The sequence below is a fragment of the Streptomyces sp. NPDC101152 genome (assembly GCF_044768275.1).
Classification (GTDB): domain Bacteria; phylum Actinomycetota; class Actinomycetes; order Streptomycetales; family Streptomycetaceae; genus Streptomyces.
Genome location: NZ_JBIWPO010000001.1, coordinates 19,999 through 34,819, shown reverse-complemented (window position 1 = coordinate 34,819; position 14,821 = coordinate 19,999). Strand labels below are relative to the sequence as shown.

Sequence of the window (14,821 nt, the reverse complement as noted above, 5' to 3'; positions counted from 1 at the left end):
GGGCCTCGTCGTGTCACGCCGTCGCCGAGCGGTACTTCCGCACCGCCAGGGTCCGGAATATGACGATGATCAGGGCCGAGTAGATCAGCGAGGCCCACACGGGGTGCTGCATGGGCCAGGCGTCGGACTGGGACTGGCCGGGGTTGGCGAACAGCACCCGGCTGGCCTGGACTGTGGCGCTGAACGGGTTCCACTCGGCGATGTGACGCAGCCACGGGGTCATGTGGCTGGTGTCCACGAACGCGTTCGAGATGAAGGTCACCGGGAACAGCCAGATCAGTCCGCTGGAGGTGGCCGCCTCCGGGGTGCGGACCGACATGCCGATCAGCGCGCCGATCCAGGTGAACGCGTAACCGAGCAGGAGCAGCAGGCCGAAGGCGGCGAGGACCTTGCCGACGTTGGTGTCGCCGTTCGACCCCACGCGCCAGCCGACCAGCACGGCGACCACGGCGAGGACGACCAGCGTCAGCGCCGTCTGCACCAGGTCCGCGAGCGTGCGCCCGGTCAGCACCGCGCCGCGCGCCATGGGCAGCGAGCGGAAGCGGTCGATGAGCCCCTTGTGCATGTCGTCCGCGATGCCCGCGCCGGAGCTGGCGGTGGCGAAGGTGACGGTCTGCGCGAAGATGCCGGCCATCAGGAAGTTCTTGTAGTCGGTGGCGCTGGTGCTGCCGCCGATCTGCATGGAACCGCCGAAGACGTAGGTGAACAGCACCACGAACATGATGGGCTGGATCAGCCCGTAAATGATCATTTCAGGAATCCGGGACATCCTGATCAGATTGCGTTTGGCGACGACCATCGAGTCCCGGAAGGACTGGCTGACCGCGTTCGTGCTCGGTGCGACCCTTACGGCGTCGGTGACGGCGCTCACTTGGCTGTCTCCTTCTTGTGGCCGCGCCCCTTGGGGTCGGTCTCCTCGTCGGTGCCGGTTTCCTTGACCTCGGCGACATGACCGGTCAGGGACAGGAACACGTCGTCCAGGGTCGGGCGGCGCAGGCCGATGTCGTCTATCTCGATGCCCCGGGCGTCCAGCTCGCGGATCACCTCGGCGAGGAGCTTGGCGCCGCCGGTCACGGGCACGGTGAGTTTGCGGATGTGGTCCTCGACGGTGAGTTCGCCCTTGCCGAAGGCGCTGAGGACCTCTTTGGCGGTGGGGATGTGCTCGCGCTCGTGCACGACGACCTCGACGCGCTCGCCGCCGGTGCGGGCCTTGAGCTGGTCGGAGGTGCCGCGTGCGATGACCCGGCCGTGGTCGACGACCGCGATGTCGTGCGCGAGGTGGTCGGCCTCTTCCAGGTACTGGGTGGTGAGCAGCAGGGTCGTGCCGCCGGAGACCAGTTGTTTGATGACCTCCCACAGCAGCTGGCGGTTGCGGGGGTCCAGGCCGGTCGTCGGTTCGTCCATGAACATCACGGGCGGCGAGACGACGAGGGCGGCCGCGAGGTCGAGGCGACGGCGCATGCCTCCGGAGTAGGTCTTCGCGGTGCGGTCGGCGGCGTCCGCGAGGTCGAACTGGGTGAGCAGCTCCTCGGCGCGGGCCTTGGCGGCCTTGGCTTTCATCTGGTAGAGCTGACCGACCATCTGGAGGTTCTCGCGGCCGGTCAGGTACTCGTCGACGGCGGCGAACTGGCCGGACAGACCTATCGAGCGGCGTACCTCGTTCGGCTGCTTGAGCACGTCGAGGCCGGCGACGACGGCCTTGCCGCTGTCGGGTCGCAGCAGAGTGGTCAGGCAGCGGACGGCGGTCGTCTTGCCCGCGCCGTTCGGTCCGAGCAGGCCCAGGACGGTGCCCTCGGGGACATCGAGGTCGACGCCGTCCAAAGCCCTTACGTCTCCGAAGGTCTTGACCAGACCTTCGGCATAGATGGCGCCTGGCATGTGAGTCTCCACGTCGTCGGGGATTCATCGGAAGGCCTAGGCAAGCCTAGGTTTGTGCGGTTTGTTCCACCTGATCGCTGATGCGGCGACGGCCACGAGACACACCATAACGCGATGTATCGCGTCTCTCAACGGGTTTCCCCGATCGAGTGACGAAGGGTTCCTGAACTGGGCGTTCCGCTTGTCGGGGGCGGCCCACGACCTCAGCCGATGACCGTGTAACCCGCCTCGCGCAGCGCCCGGCCGACCTCGGCGCAGTGCTCCGGCCCCTTCGTCTCCAGGTGCAGCTCGACCTCCGCCTCCGTGAGCCCGAGCCGTGGGTCGGTCCGTACGTGACTCACATCGAGGACGTTAGCGTCGACCACTGACAACACCCCCAGAAGCGTCGCGAGCGCCCCCGGCCGGTCCGTCAGCCGCAGCCGTACGGCCAGGTAGCGGCCCTGCGCGGCCATGCCGTGCCGCAGCACGCGCTGCATCAGCACCGGGTCGACGTTCCCGCCGGACAGCACCGCCACGACCGGGCCCCGGAAGGACGCGGGATCGGCCAGCAGCGCCGCGACCGGGCTCGCGCCGGCCGGTTCCACGACCAGCTTGGCCCGTTCCAGGCACAGCAGCAGCGCGGCGGACAGCTGGTCCTCGCTGACCGTGCGGACCTCGTCCACCAAGTCCGCGACGATCCCGAACGGCACGTCGCCGGGACGTCCGACCTTGATGCCGTCGGCCATCGTCGCCGGGTTCTCGACCGACACCGGGTGCCCGGCCGCGAGCGAGGGCGGGTACGCCGCCGCGCCCTCGGCCTGCACGCCCACGAGCCGCACGTCCGGCCTGAGCGCCTTCACGGCGACCGCGATACCGGCCGCGAGACCTCCGCCGCCGATGCCGACGACGACCGTGCGCGCCTCCGGGCACTGCTCCAGGATCTCCAGGCCGACCGTGCCCTGGCCCGCGATGACGTCGGGGTGGTCGAAGGGGTGGATGAACACCGCGCCCGTCTCGGCCGCGTACGCCTGCGCGGCGGCCAGCGTCTCGTCGACCACCGTCCCGTGCAGGCGCACCTCGGCGCCGTACTCGCGGGTGGCGCTGATCTTCGGCAGCGGGGCGCCCTGCGGCATGAACACCGTCGCGCGCACGCCGAGCAGCGAGGACGCGAGGGCGACGCCCTGCGCGTGGTTGCCTGCGCTCGCCGCGACGACCCCGGCGGCCCGTTCCTCGGGCAGCAGCCCGGCGATGCGCACGTACGCGCCGCGCAGCTTGAAGGAGCCGGTCCGCTGGAGGTTCTCGCACTTGAGGTGGACCGGCGCGCCGACCAGCTGGGACAGGTGCCTGCTGCCCTCCATCGCCGTCACCCGCGCCACGCCCGAGAGCATCTTCTGGGCGCCCCGAACGTCGTCGAGGGTCACGGGCCGCAAGGAGTCAGCCGTGCTGTAGCTCATGACTCAAGCATCGCAGTTCACAGGGGCCTGTGGCCGGTGTGACCAACCTCCGAGACTGGTTTGCGCAGCGCCGGTACGGGCCGCCTTCCGGCCGCGTACTCTGTCCCCCATTCACAGACCACCTTCATGAAGCGAGTCTCCGGCCATGCCCACAACACCTGAAATGTCGATGGACATGACGACCGTCGGTGACAGCGGTCTCCTCGACACGCTGCAGCACGAGGTGGCGGTCTTCGCCCGGCGTGCCGAACAGACCCGGCTCGGGGGAGTCGGGCAGGTGCGCAACTCCATGGACCGCGCCGCATACCTGCTGCTCAACCGCCTGGACAACGAAGGCCCGATGGGTGTCAAGGCGCTCGCCGCGAGCATGGGCATCGACTCCTCGACGGTCACCCGGCAGGTGGCGCCGCTCGTGGACACCGGGCTGGTCAAGCGCACCTCGCACCCCGAGGACGGGCGCGCGGTGGTGCTGCAGCTCTCCCCGCGCGGACAGTCGCGGCTGGAGGAAGTGCGCTCGTCCCGGCGCCAGTTGATGGCCGAACTGACCCAGGACTGGGAGCCCGCCGAGCGCGAGACCTTCTGCGCGCTCCTGACGCGCTTCAACATCGCGCTGTCCGCCCGGATGACGGCCCAGGGGGTTCCCGGTCCGGAGGCGTCGTCCCCCTCGTAGCCACCGCGCGCTCGGCGCACGCGTACGCGAGGTGCGTACGGGGGCCACGCACGCGTGGATGACGCGCGGCTCTTGACCGGCGGGCCGCCCAGGGCCTCATATGAGACCGGGCCCGTCGTACACGGTTCCGGATGCCGTACGCGGCCGGCCCTGTCTTGGTCAGGGTCGCGTCAGGGCGGGAGGCGCGGTGCGAGAGCGGCAGGCGTCCCAGGGCGCCCGCCGGGCCCGGGAGTTCGAGGCGTTCGTCGCGGGCGCGGCAGGGCGGCTGCTGCATGCCGCCACGCTGCTCACGGCCGAGGCGCCGGACGACAACCCACGGGCGCGGCGGCTGCTGACGCTGGCCCTCGCGCACACGTACGCGTGCTGGGACCGGCTGCGCGGCGAGGACCCGTACGACCGGGCCCGCCAGTACCTCGCGAGCCGCTTCGCCCACACCGCCTGGCACCAGTACGGCGGTCTGGGCCGCGGCCGTCCGCATCCCGGCAGCGTGCTGGCCGATCTCGCTCCGCAGGAACGTCTGATCCTCGTCCTGCGCCTGTACGAGGGGGTCGCCGAGGAGCAGACGGCGGCTCTGCTGGGGCTGCCGGTGGACCGCGTCCGCACGATCTGCGACCGGGCGACGGCGACCCTGCTGCACCCGCCGCGCCGCCCCGCACCGGCCGTGGTGGAGCCGAAGGTGGCGCCGTCATGAGGCGGCGGCCCGGGAGGGGCCCGGGCGGGCGCGCGGACGACGGACGGCGGTGGTGGGGGTGAACCGGCCCGAGCGGGAGGCCGCGGCGCGGCGGATCATGGAGCGGGTGCCGCCGCCGGTACCGCCCGACCTGTACGCGGACGTCGTGCGCCGCGGCAGCCGCTTGCTGCGCCGCCGGCGGGCGGCCCGTCGGCTGATGTGGCTGCTGCTGTGCGCGGGGGCCGTGGCGTTCCTCGTGTGGGCCATGGCGGCCCGCCCCTGGGTGGAGCCGCCCTCGCAGACGACTCCCCCGTACTCGGGCTGGTGAGCGGGCCCCCGGGGCCGGCCGGGGTCAGCCGAGGGCCTGCTGCAGGTCCTCCAGGAGGTCGTCGACGTTCTCGATGCCCACGGAGAGCCGGACGAGGTCGGCGGGTACCTCGAGGGCGGAGCCGGCCACGGAGGCGTGCGTCATGCGACCGGGGTGCTCGATCAGGGACTCCACGCCGCCCAGCGACTCGCCGAGCGTGAACACCCTGGCGCGGTTGCAGACCTCGACGGCCGCCTCCTCGCCGCCGGCGACCTGGAACGACACCATGCCGCCGAAGGCCCGCATCTGCTTGGCGGCGACCTCGTGGCCGGGGTGCTCGGGCAGGCCCGGGTACAGCACGTTCGTCACGCGCGCGTGCCGGGTGAGCATGTCGGCGATCCGGGTCGCGTTCTCGCTGTGCCGGTCCATGCGCACCGACAGCGTCTTGGTACCGCGCAGCACCAGCCAGGAGTCGAAGGGCCCGGCGACCGCGCCCATCGCGTTCTGGTGGAACGCCAGCTCCTCGCCGAGCGTCTCGTCGGCGACGACCAGCGCACCGCCCACGACGTCCGAGTGGCCGCCCATGTACTTGGTCAGGGAGTGCACGACGACGTCCGCGCCGAGCGCCAGCGGCTGCTGCAGGTACGGCGTGGCGAAGGTGTTGTCCACCACCAGCCTGGCGCCCGCGTCCCGGGCGACCTGGGCGACGGCGGCGATGTCGGTGATGCCGAGCAGCGGGTTGGAGGGGGTCTCCACCCACACGGCCTTGGTCTTCGGGGTGATGGCGGCCCGTACGGCGGACGGGTCGCTGGTGTCGGCGACCGACCACTCGACCCCCCACCGGGCGACGACCTTCGCGAACAGGCGGAACGTGCCGCCGTACGCGTCGTTCGGGATGACCACGTGGTCGCCTGGGCTGAGCAGCGTACGCAGCAGGCAGTCCTCGGCCGCCAGTCCGGACGCGAACGCGAGGCCTCGACGACCGCCCTCGAGGGCGGCGAGGTTCTCCTCAAGGGCGGTCCTGGTGGGGTTGGCGCTGCGGCTGTACTCGTAGCCGCCGCGCAGGCCGCCCACGCCGTCCTGCTTATAGGTCGAGACCTGGTAGATCGGCGGGACGACCGCGCCGGTGAGGGGATCGGCGGTGTTGCCCGCGTGGATCGCGAGGGTCTCGAAGTGCTGACTGATGTGCCTGTCGCTCATGGGCACCGAGGGTAGTGCGCTCGCGGGTCGGGCGTCGGACGCCGAGGCCCGACGGGCCGTACCGCCGGGTTTTCCCTCGGTCCCCCGGCCGGGGCGGTGCAGGCGGTTCCGGGGGTTTTCCACAGGTCCGCGGACCGGGTTGGCCAATTGTCCGAGGCGTCTGGAACGCTTGAGTCATGGAACTTCTGTGGGTCCTGATCGCGCTGGTCATGTTCGGCTTCGTGCTGCTGCCGGTCCTGCGGCGCAGGCGCGGCATGATCGAGCAGGTCCCGGCGGGCCATCCGGACGCCGCGGACCCGGCGAACTACGGGTTCGTGCTCGAGGAGCAGCTCGACGTGCGCATGCCCGGCCCCGACCAGGACCTGCTGGACGTCCTGGACCTGGTGCAGCGCACGCAGGACTACCGCGCGGCCTCGCAGCTGCTGGCCGGCACGGAGGCCGCGGGCGAGCTGCGCTGGCAGCGGGTGCAGGCCTTCGCGGGTGCCGCGTCGCTGGAGCTGCAGCAGCGGCCGGGCGGGGTGAGCGAGACGCCGGGCGGACAGTGGCTGCGGGTGTGGCGGGTCGAGCAGCCCAAGGACGCGGGCGGGGCGGCCGTGCACGCGGAGTTCCTGGCGCAGCAGGCGTGGCGGACGTCGACGCCCGGCACGGACGAGTTCCGGATCATCATGGAGGAGGCGCGAGCGGCCTGCGGCGAGGCGGCACTGCTCGCGCCCGGCGACCCCGTTCCCTGCATCGTCGAGCTGTCGGTGGCCCGCGGGCTCGCGTATCCGCGTCCGGAGTTCGAGCAGCTGTGGCTGAAGATCCTCGACCGCGCGCCGACGCACATGGGCGCGCACCTGGCCGCGCTGCACTACTGGTGCGAGAAGTGGCACGGTTCGCGGGAGCTGGCGTACTCCTTCGCCGAGGCGGCCGCCGCGCGGGCGCCGCGGGGTTCGCTGCTGGCCGCCATGCCCCTGTTCGCGGTCTTCGAGCATCTGCCGGAGGTGAACCTGGTCAGCGGCTTCTACCAGAGCGAGGTGGTGACGAAGGCGATCCACGGAGCGCTTCACGCCGTCCACTCGGCCCGCCCGGACGACCCGATGCTGGCGCACGTCCGCCATCTGCTGCTGTTCTTCCTGGTCCGCTCCGAGCGCTGGGCCGAGGCGATGAACCAGCTCATACACATCGACGGCCACGTCGGGGCGCTGCCCTGGACCCTCTCCCCGGACCCGGCGGCGGAGTTCGCGGTGTACCGCGCGCTGGCGGTGGCGGGCTACGAGGCGAACGGCGGCAGCCCGGCGACGTTGCCGCAGTGACGGAAACGGTCTCGCCGCACCGGGGCACGGGCTGGGAGGATGGCCTCTGCCGTACCGCATCGTGACCGTGACCGGATCGCACCGGAGCGGGTTCGGGCTCCAGGTCGAACCCGCCGTCTCCATCAAGGAGTTGGCCGCCCGGGTCGCCGACACCGACGTGCCCGTGCGGGGCGACACGCTGCTGCTGCTGTTTCCCGAGGGGCGCCACGGGCGGGCGATCCTCGCGGAGTTCGGTCTGGAGGCATGGCGCGACGGGGATCTGTGAAACAGCCGGAGCGACCCCGACGACCCGCGGTTCACCCTGGTCATCGGCACCGAGCGGGGCCCGGAGGACCTTCCGCCGGGCACGGAGATCCGGCTGGACGACAGCGCCCCCACCGGCGGTGCGCGCAGCGGGGGCTGGAGCCGGATCCTCGCGCAGTTCGAGGGACTTCCGTGGATGAGGGTCGAGCCCGACCCGGCTGTCGAGGACCCCATGGCCTGAGGGCGGGCGGAGGCGGTCGCCGCCGCCCGCCGGTCGGTCAGGGTGCGTCGACGAGGCCGTACTTCGGCACGGTCACCGTGCGGGCGCCCGGCGTGCCGCCGAGGACGACCTTGCGGTACGTGACGTTGTTGGCCGTGCTCTGCTCCTTGAGCCGGTTGTCGGGGTTGGCGATGACCTCGATGTAGTAGGTGCCGTTCGGCAGGCTGGACACGTCGAAGGACTGGCCGGGCCGGTACTGGCTGTAGGTGTCGCCGTTGCCGACGTCGAGCACCTCGCGCACGGAGACGGCGGTCTCCTCACCGCAGGCGGTGGAGAGGTCGGTGTTGTAGGGGTGCCAGTTGGCGTTCTTCACCGTGTAGTCGATGGCGTCGGTGTTGGCCAGGCAGAACGCCTCCTTGCCGCTGCGGACGATCTCCTTCTTGTCCGCGCCGAGCAGCCGGTAGCTGGCGAAGTCGCTGAAGTGCCAGTGCTGGTGGCCCTCCCGTGGGTCCCACTCCATGGTGCCGGTGGGCGTGTACCCGACCTGCTTGCCCTGGGCGTCGTAGAAGTACTGGTAGGCGTCCATCTTCTCGGCGCCGGGCTTGCGGAACCCGTCCACGACCAGCGGGGAGGGGCCGGCGTTCCAGACGGTGGCGCTGAAGGCGAGGTAGTCCTTGCCGGGGGCGGCGCCCGCTCCGCCCTCGTCGCCGTTGGTGATCGCGATGCCGTACGCCGGGAGGGCGCGCAGGTCCGGCTTGGGCACGTCGGCGGGGACGGCCGCCCTGCCGACCGGGCGGTGCGCTGCCGGCTGCGGGCTCTTGGACGCGTTCTTCTGCGAGCGCTTGATCCCGGCCAGACCCTGGCCCCCGCCGGACTGCTGGCGGACCGTCACCTTCACGGTCTGCGTCTTGTCCGGAATCCCGAACAAATCGCGGTACTTCTTCACCACCGACACCTTCGCGGTGTAGACGCCGGCCTTCAGGTCGACCGGGTTGCCGCGGAAACTCTGCGACGTGGCCGCCGCCCAGCCCTTCTCGACGCCCCACACCCCGCCGAGCGTGAACGGGTTGTCGGAGCAGCCGCCCGGATACTTCGAGGTGGCGGGGGCGTCCGGCCGGATCCGGCCCGCCCGGTTGTTCGGGCAGAACGACTGCGTGGTGTCGGACACCTTCGCGCCCGACGCGTCGCTGAGGCTGACCTTCAGGAAGTCGGTCAGGCCGGAGAAGTCCTTCACCAGGCCCTGCGGCAGGGTCTTGGTCACCGTCCGGCCGCCCGAGCGGATCACCTGGGTCGCGACGACGGGGTCGTTGTAGGACTTGCGCGTCACCCGCAGCTCGAGCGGTCCCCCGTCGACCGTGACGTAGGTGCCGAGGTCCAGGTAGACGCCCGGCTCGCCCTCGTAGCGGTCGACCGTCACCGAGGGGGCGGCGGTGATCAGCTGGAGCTTCGGTGTGCCCGCCGGGGTCGCGGCTCCCGCGCCGGGCGCGGCGACGGTTCCGGCGGCGCCGACGGCGAGAGCGGCGGCGGCGATGACCGCCGAACGCCGTATGGCGGTGGGGTGGTGTCTGTTCATCAGGTGCTCTTTCTGCGTCTGGTCGGGACGAGTCGTGCACGTCTGGCCGGCACGTAAGAGATGCGTGTGTGCCATCTGTGAAAAGGGTGAGAAGACGATCGAGGTTGCCTCGCGGGCCGAAGTCGCTCAGAGATCACGCCTGTTGTGGCCGGCCGTAAATCGGTTGCCGGGTGGTCGGCGGCTGCGGGCTAATGCCGGTCATGGCTGACTCGACCGGCACGGCCGGTATCCGGGGCTCGTACGACGATCTGTTCACCGCGGTGCCCGGTGCGCTGGGCGCGTTGCTGGAGGCGGGGGACGTGGGCGGCTCGGTCGCCGTGTTCGTGGACGGCGAGCCCGTCGTCGACGTGTGGGGCGGGTTCGCGGACGCTGAGCGGACCGTGCCGTGGGAGCGGGACACGATCGTCAACGTCTACTCCGTCACCAAGACGATGACGGCACTGTGCGCGCTCGTCCTCGTCGACCGCGGCGAACTGGACCCGGACGCGCCGGTGGCCCGGTACTGGCCGGAGTTCGCCGCGGCCGGGAAGGACGGCGTGCTGGTACGGCACCTGCTGTCGCACACCGCTGGCCTGCCCGACTGGGACGGCCCGGTCGAGGAGCTGTACGACTGGCCGGCCGCCACGGCACGGCTCGCCGCCCTGGCCCCGCAGTGGGAACCGGGCACCGCGGCCGGTTACCACTCGCTCACCCAGGGGTTCCTGGTGGGCGAGATCGTCCGGCGGATCACGGGCCGCAGTGTGGGCGAGTTCTTCGCCGCCGAGGTCGCCGGACCGCTCGGCGCCGACTTCCACATGGGACTGGGCGCCGAGCACGATCACCGCGTGGCGCTCACCGTCCCGCCGCCGGGGCGGGACGAGGACTACGCCGCCAGTGCGCCCGGCGAGCAGGCCGCCGCCCCCGCGTCAGGCGCCGCGATCCGCGTCCGGGACGGCAACGGCGTGGCCTGGCGGCGCGCGCAGATCCCCGCGGCGAGCGGCTTCGGCAACGCCCGCTCGGTCGCCCTCACGCAGTCCGTGATGGCGTGCGGCGGCGCGGTGCGCGGAGTGCGGGTGATGTCACCGGGCGGGTGCGAGCGCGGCCGGCAGGAGCAGTTCAGCGGCGAGGACCGCCGGCTGGGCATGCCGGTGCGCTACGGCCTCGGATACGGGCTGTTCGGCGACGGCTGCGGCTGGGGCGGCTGGGGCGGCTCGCTGGTCATGATCGAACCGGAGGAGCGCATGGTGGTGGCGTACGTGACCAACCAGATGCGCGAACCGGCCGACGACAACCGGGGCCTGGAGATCGTCATGTCCGCCTACGACGGCCTCAAGGGCCTACGGGGCTGATGCCTCCGGCGCGTCGGCTCACCACGGCACCTCCGTCCCGTCCCAGGAGAAGAACCTCCCCGTCGGACCGTCGTCGGGCAGGAGGGCCAGGCGTACGGCACCCTCGGCGCCCTCCGCCGGGTCACCGCCCCTGTCCCTCACGCCCGGGACCAGGTCGGTGGCCCGCAGGCCCGGCGCGAGGGCGTTGACCTTGAAGCCCTCGTCGGCCAGGGACTGGGCGTAGAGGAGGGTGAGGGCGTTGAGGGCGGTCTTGGCGGCGCGGTAGGCGGCGGAGCCCGGGCGGCCCGGAGCGAACTGCGGGTTGGGACTCGTGCTCCATGTCAGTGAGGACGTGCCGCTGGAGATGTTGACGATGCGGGGGTGCCGGGAGCGGCGCAGGGCCGGGAGGAACGCGTTGGTGACCTCCAGGACGCCGACGACGTTCGTCTCGTACGCGCGCCGGAACTCCTCGGCGTCGGACTCGGTCGGCGGCGCGAGGGACGGGTTGACGCCGGCGTTGTTGACCAGGACGTCCAGGTGGTCGACCTGGGCGGCGGCCCGGGCGATCCCGTCGGGGTCGGTGACGTCGAGGACCAGGAGCCGGGCGCGGTCGCCGATCTCCGCCACCGCACGCCGTCCGCGGTCGGCGTCCCGCGCGCCCACGTACACGGTGAAGCCCTCCGCGGCCAGCTGACCGGCGATGTGGCGGCCGATTCCCTTGTTGGCACCCGTCACGAGTGCTGCGCGATCGTTCATGCCGCCCACACTCCTTTGCCCATGACCGCCCTGCCAGGGACGACCTGTACCAGGCGGCACAATCGAGGGCAGGCACCCGGAGAAGGCACGCGGGCCCAAAGGAGGCGGTGGCATGGCGCGGCAGGAGTTGGCGCGGTTCCTTCGCGAGCGGCGGGCGGCGCTGCGGCCCGGGGAGCTGGGACTGCCGGACGACGTGCCGCGCCGTACGCCGGGGCTGCGGCGCGAGGAACTGGCGGAGCTGGCCCACATGTCGGTCGACTACTACGTACGGCTGGAGCAGGCCCGTGGGCCCAGGCCGTCCGCGCGGATCCTGGACGGGCTCGCGCGGGCGCTGCGGCTCAGCCCTGCCGAGCGCGACCACCTCTTCCGCCTCGCGGGCACGGCCGCGCCGCCCGGCGCCGGTCCCGTACGGCGGGTGCGGCCGCAGGTGGCGCGGATGCTGGAGCGGTTGCCGGAGACGGCGGCGATCGTGACCGACGCCGCGTACGGGCTGGTCGCCTGGAACCCGTTGGCGCAGGCGGTGCTGGGCGGTGATCTCGGGCGCGGGACGACGAATCTCGCCCGGCGGCGGTTCCTCGGTGAGGGCCGGCGCTACGAGAGTTCCAGCGCCGAGGAGTTCGGGCACATCGTGGTGGCACGGCTGCGCCGCGCCGCGGACCGGTATCCGCACGACCCGGCGCTCGCTGAGCAGTTGGCCCAGCTGCACGCCGGCAGCGAGGAGTTCCGCCGGCTCTGGGAGAGCCGCCCGGTGCACGCCCCCGGTCACCGCACCAAGACCCTCGACCACCCGGCCGTCGGCCCCCTGCGCCTGAACTGCGACGTCCTCCTCGTCCCCGAGGACGACCAGGAGGTCGTCCTGATCACCGCGGACCCGGGCTCCCCGTCGGCGCGGGCGCTGCGCGAACTCGCCAGGGCCGCGGCAGCAGCCCGGCCGTAGGTTGGGAAAAGCCCTGGCACCCGCAGACCCTCCTCCGTAACGTCTGCGCGCATGGGTGGTCGTACGTTTCTGATCGGCGGCGGGTGGGATCCGGGGGCCGCGCATGCCCTGTACGGGCCGTTTCTGCGGGCCGCCGCGAAGGCCTCGCCGCGCGTGGGGTGTGTGGTGCTCGACGAGGGGGACGGCAAGGAGCAGTTCGGCCGGTACGACGCGGTGCTGCGTGAGGTCGCCGACTGTCGCCCCGTACCGCTGCTCGTCCCGCTCGGTGGGCGGTTCGACGCCGGTGTGGTCGAGGGGCTGGACGGGCTGCTGGTGTGCGGTGGGCTGACGCCCGCGTACCAGGAGGCGTTCGCCGACTGTCTCGGTCAACTGCCTACACTGCTGGCGGAGTCGGGCATCCCGTACGCCGGATTCTCCGCGGGTGCCGCGATCGCCGCCGCGCACGCCGTCGTCGGCGGCTGACTCGAGGACGGGATCGCGGTGTGCCACGAGGACACGGGTGAGGACCTGGACGAGATCGAGGTGCGGCCGGGTCTGGGGCTCGTGCCCTTCGCGGTGGACGCCCACGCCGCCCAGTGGGGCACGCTCCCCCGGCTGATCTCCGCCGTCACCCGGCACCGGCTGCCGTACGGCCTCGCGCTGGACGAGAACACCATGGTCGAGGTCACCGCGGACGGCGGCGCCCGGGTCTCGGGACTCGGGCGCGCGCACGCCGTACGGCCGACGGCGGGAGGTGTCCTCGTACGGTCCCACCGGGCCGGCGGGTTCATCCTGCCGACCGGTCAACTCCCGCTGCCGTAGGGCCTGGTGAGGATCTCCAGGCTGTGGCCGTCGGGGTCGTCGAAGTAGGTGCCCCGGCCGCCGTCGTTGCGGTTGATCTCGCCGGGGCGGCGGTGGCCCGGGCCTGCCCAGTGGGTCAGGCCGGCGGCCCGGACGCGGGCGAGGATCGTGTCGAAGTCGTCCTCGGACACCAGGAACGCGTAGTGCTGCGGGGTGATCTCGCCGGAGGTGTCCATGTAGTCGAGGGTCACGCCGTTGGGGATGGCGACCGGGAGGAAGGGGCCGTACTGCGGGCTCACCTCCAGGCCCAGGATGTCGGCGAGGAACCGGGCCGAGGTCTGCTTGTCGTGCGCGGCGACGATGGTGTGGTTCAGCTGCACGGTCATCGTGGTGGCCTCCTCCTCTCCAACGTACTGCGCCATGCCGAGGGGCCCGGCGCTGTCGGCCGGGCCCCTCGGCAGCACGTGGGTCAGATCGTCGACGTGTCGATCACGAAGCGGTAGCGGACGTCACTGGAGAGCACCCGCTCGTACGCCTCGTTGATCTGGTCGGCGCCGATCAGCTCGATCTCCGCGCCGAAGCCGTGCTCCGCGCAGAAGTCCAGCATCTCCTGGGTCTCGCGGATGCCGCCGATGCCGGAGCCGGCCAGGGTCTTGCGGCCGCCGATCACCGAGAACAGGTTGAGCCTGACGGGCTCCTCGGGGGCGCCGACGTTCACGAACGCGCCGTCGGTCCGCAGGAGGGACAGATAGGCGTCCAGGTTCAGCGGGGCCGAGACCGTGGAGAGGATCAGGTCGAAGGTGCCCTTCAGGTCCTGGAAGGTCTGCTCGTCGCTGGTCGCGTAGTAGTGGTCGGCACCCAGCTTCAGGCCGTCCTCCTTCTTGCGCAGGGACTGCGAGAGCACGGTGACCTCGGCGCCCAGCGCGTGCGCGATCTTGACGCCCATGTGGCCGAGGCCGCCCATACCGAGGATCGCGACCTTCTTGCCGGGGCCCGCGTTCCAGTGGCGCAGAGGGGAGTACGTGGTGATGCCGGCGCACAGCAGCGGGGCCGCCACGTCCAGGGACAGGCCGTCGGGGATGCGGACGACGTAGTTCTCGTCGACGACGATCTTCTCGGAGTAGCCGCCGTAGGTCGGCTCGCCGTTCTTGTCGAGGGCGTTGTACGTGCCCACGCCGCCGCCGGTGCAGTACTGCTCCAGGCCGGCCTTGCAGTTGTCGCACTCGCGGCAGGAGTCGACCAGGCAGCCGACGCCCACGCGGTCGCCGACGGCGAACTTGGTCACGCCCGCGCCGACCTCGGAGACGACGCCCGCTATCTCGTGGCCGGGGACCATCGGGAAGATGGCCTCGCCCCAGCCCTCCCGGGCCTGGTGGATGTCCGAGTGGCAGATACCGGCGAACTTGATGTCGATCAGGACGTCGAACTCGCCGACCTCGCGGCGCTCGATGGTGGTCCGCTCCAGCGGAGCCTTGGCGGCGGGAGCGGCGTATGCGGCGACGGTGGTCATGCCGGTGGTTCTCCTCGTGGGTCCGCGCCCGGCTGCCTTCTG

General features: G+C 71.8%; 17 protein-coding genes. 9 read left to right on the top strand and 8 right to left on the bottom strand.

All coding sequences use genetic code 11. The features are described from left to right. Positions 1 to 13: 13 nt before the first annotated feature. From ACIRVK_RS00180 to ilvA, 3 genes are all read right to left on the bottom strand, one after another. Positions 14 to 871: an ABC transporter permease gene (locus ACIRVK_RS00180; RefSeq protein WP_404242305.1), complete on the bottom strand. Its 858-nt coding sequence runs from the start codon at positions 869 to 871 to the stop codon at positions 14 to 16. After that, a complete protein-coding gene (locus ACIRVK_RS00175) occupies positions 868 to 1,878 on the bottom strand; it encodes an ATP-binding cassette domain-containing protein (protein WP_404242303.1) in 1,011 nt (336 codons plus the stop codon). Before ACIRVK_RS00175 ends, ACIRVK_RS00180 begins: the two co-directional genes overlap by 4 nt. Positions 1,879 to 2,081: 203 nt before the next feature. Continuing rightward, entirely contained in the window at positions 2,082 to 3,311 is a 1,230-nt protein-coding gene (gene ilvA, locus ACIRVK_RS00170) for a threonine ammonia-lyase (protein WP_404242302.1), read from the bottom strand. 163 nt (positions 3,312 to 3,474) lie between these two features. Between ilvA and ACIRVK_RS00165 the strand changes: the two genes are divergently transcribed. The 3 genes from ACIRVK_RS00165 to ACIRVK_RS00155 all read left to right on the top strand — a co-directional run bounded on the left by ACIRVK_RS00165 (position 3,475) and on the right by ACIRVK_RS00155 (position 4,979). Further along, positions 3,475 to 3,981: a MarR family winged helix-turn-helix transcriptional regulator gene (locus tag ACIRVK_RS00165; RefSeq protein ID WP_404243111.1), complete on the top strand. Its 507-nt coding sequence runs from the start codon at positions 3,475 to 3,477 to the stop codon at positions 3,979 to 3,981. 187 nt (positions 3,982 to 4,168) lie between these two features. Further along, positions 4,169 to 4,672: a sigma factor-like helix-turn-helix DNA-binding protein gene (locus tag ACIRVK_RS00160; RefSeq protein WP_404242300.1), complete on the top strand. Its 504-nt coding sequence runs from the start codon at positions 4,169 to 4,171 to the stop codon at positions 4,670 to 4,672. A gap of 58 nt (positions 4,673 to 4,730) precedes the next feature. After that, the gene (locus tag ACIRVK_RS00155) at positions 4,731 to 4,979 is read left to right on the top strand and encodes a hypothetical protein (RefSeq protein WP_404242298.1); all 249 of its coding nucleotides are present in this window, start codon (positions 4,731 to 4,733) and stop codon (positions 4,977 to 4,979) included. 24 nt (positions 4,980 to 5,003) lie between these two features. Here ACIRVK_RS00155 and ACIRVK_RS00150 read toward each other — a convergent pair whose 3' ends face one another. Further along, a complete protein-coding gene (locus ACIRVK_RS00150; RefSeq protein WP_404242296.1) occupies positions 5,004 to 6,158 on the bottom strand; it encodes a cystathionine gamma-synthase in 1,155 nt (384 codons plus the stop codon). Positions 6,159 to 6,334: 176 nt separating this feature from the next. Here ACIRVK_RS00150 and ACIRVK_RS00145 point away from each other — a divergent pair, with 176 nt between their 5' ends. Both ACIRVK_RS00145 and ACIRVK_RS00140 read left to right on the top strand, forming a co-directional pair. After that, positions 6,335 to 7,453, top strand: coding sequence for a hypothetical protein (locus ACIRVK_RS00145; protein ID WP_404242294.1), 1,119 nt, complete (start codon positions 6,335 to 6,337; stop codon positions 7,451 to 7,453). A gap of 61 nt (positions 7,454 to 7,514) precedes the next feature. Next, the gene (locus tag ACIRVK_RS00140; protein WP_404242292.1) at positions 7,515 to 7,718 is read left to right on the top strand and encodes a hypothetical protein; all 204 of its coding nucleotides are present in this window, start codon (positions 7,515 to 7,517) and stop codon (positions 7,716 to 7,718) included. Between the two features lie 256 nt (positions 7,719 to 7,974). Here the strand turns inward: ACIRVK_RS00140 and ACIRVK_RS00135 are convergent, their stop codons facing one another. After that, on the bottom strand, positions 7,975 to 9,489 hold the full coding sequence (locus ACIRVK_RS00135; protein WP_404242290.1) for a lysyl oxidase family protein: 1,515 nt from the start codon (positions 9,487 to 9,489) through the stop codon (positions 7,975 to 7,977). Between the two features lie 191 nt (positions 9,490 to 9,680). Here ACIRVK_RS00135 and ACIRVK_RS00130 point away from each other — a divergent pair, with 191 nt between their 5' ends. Beyond that, positions 9,681 to 10,817, top strand: coding sequence for a serine hydrolase domain-containing protein (locus ACIRVK_RS00130; protein ID WP_404242288.1), 1,137 nt, complete (start codon positions 9,681 to 9,683; stop codon positions 10,815 to 10,817). 18 nt (positions 10,818 to 10,835) lie between these two features. On the opposite strand, the gene ACIRVK_RS00125 is transcribed toward ACIRVK_RS00130, so the two are convergent. Beyond that, positions 10,836 to 11,552, bottom strand: a complete 717-nt coding sequence (locus tag ACIRVK_RS00125; RefSeq protein ID WP_404242286.1) for an SDR family oxidoreductase — start codon at positions 11,550 to 11,552, stop codon at positions 10,836 to 10,838. A 112-nt stretch (positions 11,553 to 11,664) separates the two neighbouring features. Between ACIRVK_RS00125 and ACIRVK_RS00120 the strand changes: the two genes are divergently transcribed. Genes ACIRVK_RS00120 through ACIRVK_RS00110 form a run of 3 tightly spaced genes read left to right on the top strand, consistent with a single transcriptional unit; the run spans position 11,665 to position 13,290 of the window. Then, complete coding sequence (locus ACIRVK_RS00120) at positions 11,665 to 12,489, top strand: helix-turn-helix transcriptional regulator (protein WP_404242284.1); 825 nt, start codon at positions 11,665 to 11,667, stop codon at positions 12,487 to 12,489. Positions 12,490 to 12,540: 51 nt separating this feature from the next. After that, on the top strand, positions 12,541 to 12,951 hold the full coding sequence (locus tag ACIRVK_RS00115) for a hypothetical protein (protein WP_404242282.1): 411 nt from the start codon (positions 12,541 to 12,543) through the stop codon (positions 12,949 to 12,951). An 18-nt stretch (positions 12,952 to 12,969) separates the two neighbouring features. After that, on the top strand, positions 12,970 to 13,290 hold the full coding sequence (locus ACIRVK_RS00110; RefSeq protein ID WP_404242280.1) for a hypothetical protein: 321 nt from the start codon (positions 12,970 to 12,972) through the stop codon (positions 13,288 to 13,290). Here the strand turns inward: ACIRVK_RS00110 and ACIRVK_RS00105 are convergent. Together ACIRVK_RS00105 and ACIRVK_RS00100 are read right to left on the bottom strand one after the other, a co-directional pair. Then, positions 13,272 to 13,655: a VOC family protein gene (locus ACIRVK_RS00105; protein ID WP_404242278.1), complete on the bottom strand. Its 384-nt coding sequence runs from the start codon at positions 13,653 to 13,655 to the stop codon at positions 13,272 to 13,274. The two genes, ACIRVK_RS00110 and ACIRVK_RS00105, sit on opposite strands and share 19 nt — an antisense overlap. An 83-nt stretch (positions 13,656 to 13,738) precedes the next feature. Beyond that, positions 13,739 to 14,779, bottom strand: coding sequence for an NAD(P)-dependent alcohol dehydrogenase (locus ACIRVK_RS00100; protein ID WP_404242276.1), 1,041 nt, complete (start codon positions 14,777 to 14,779; stop codon positions 13,739 to 13,741). Positions 14,780 to 14,821: the final 42 nt, after the last annotated feature.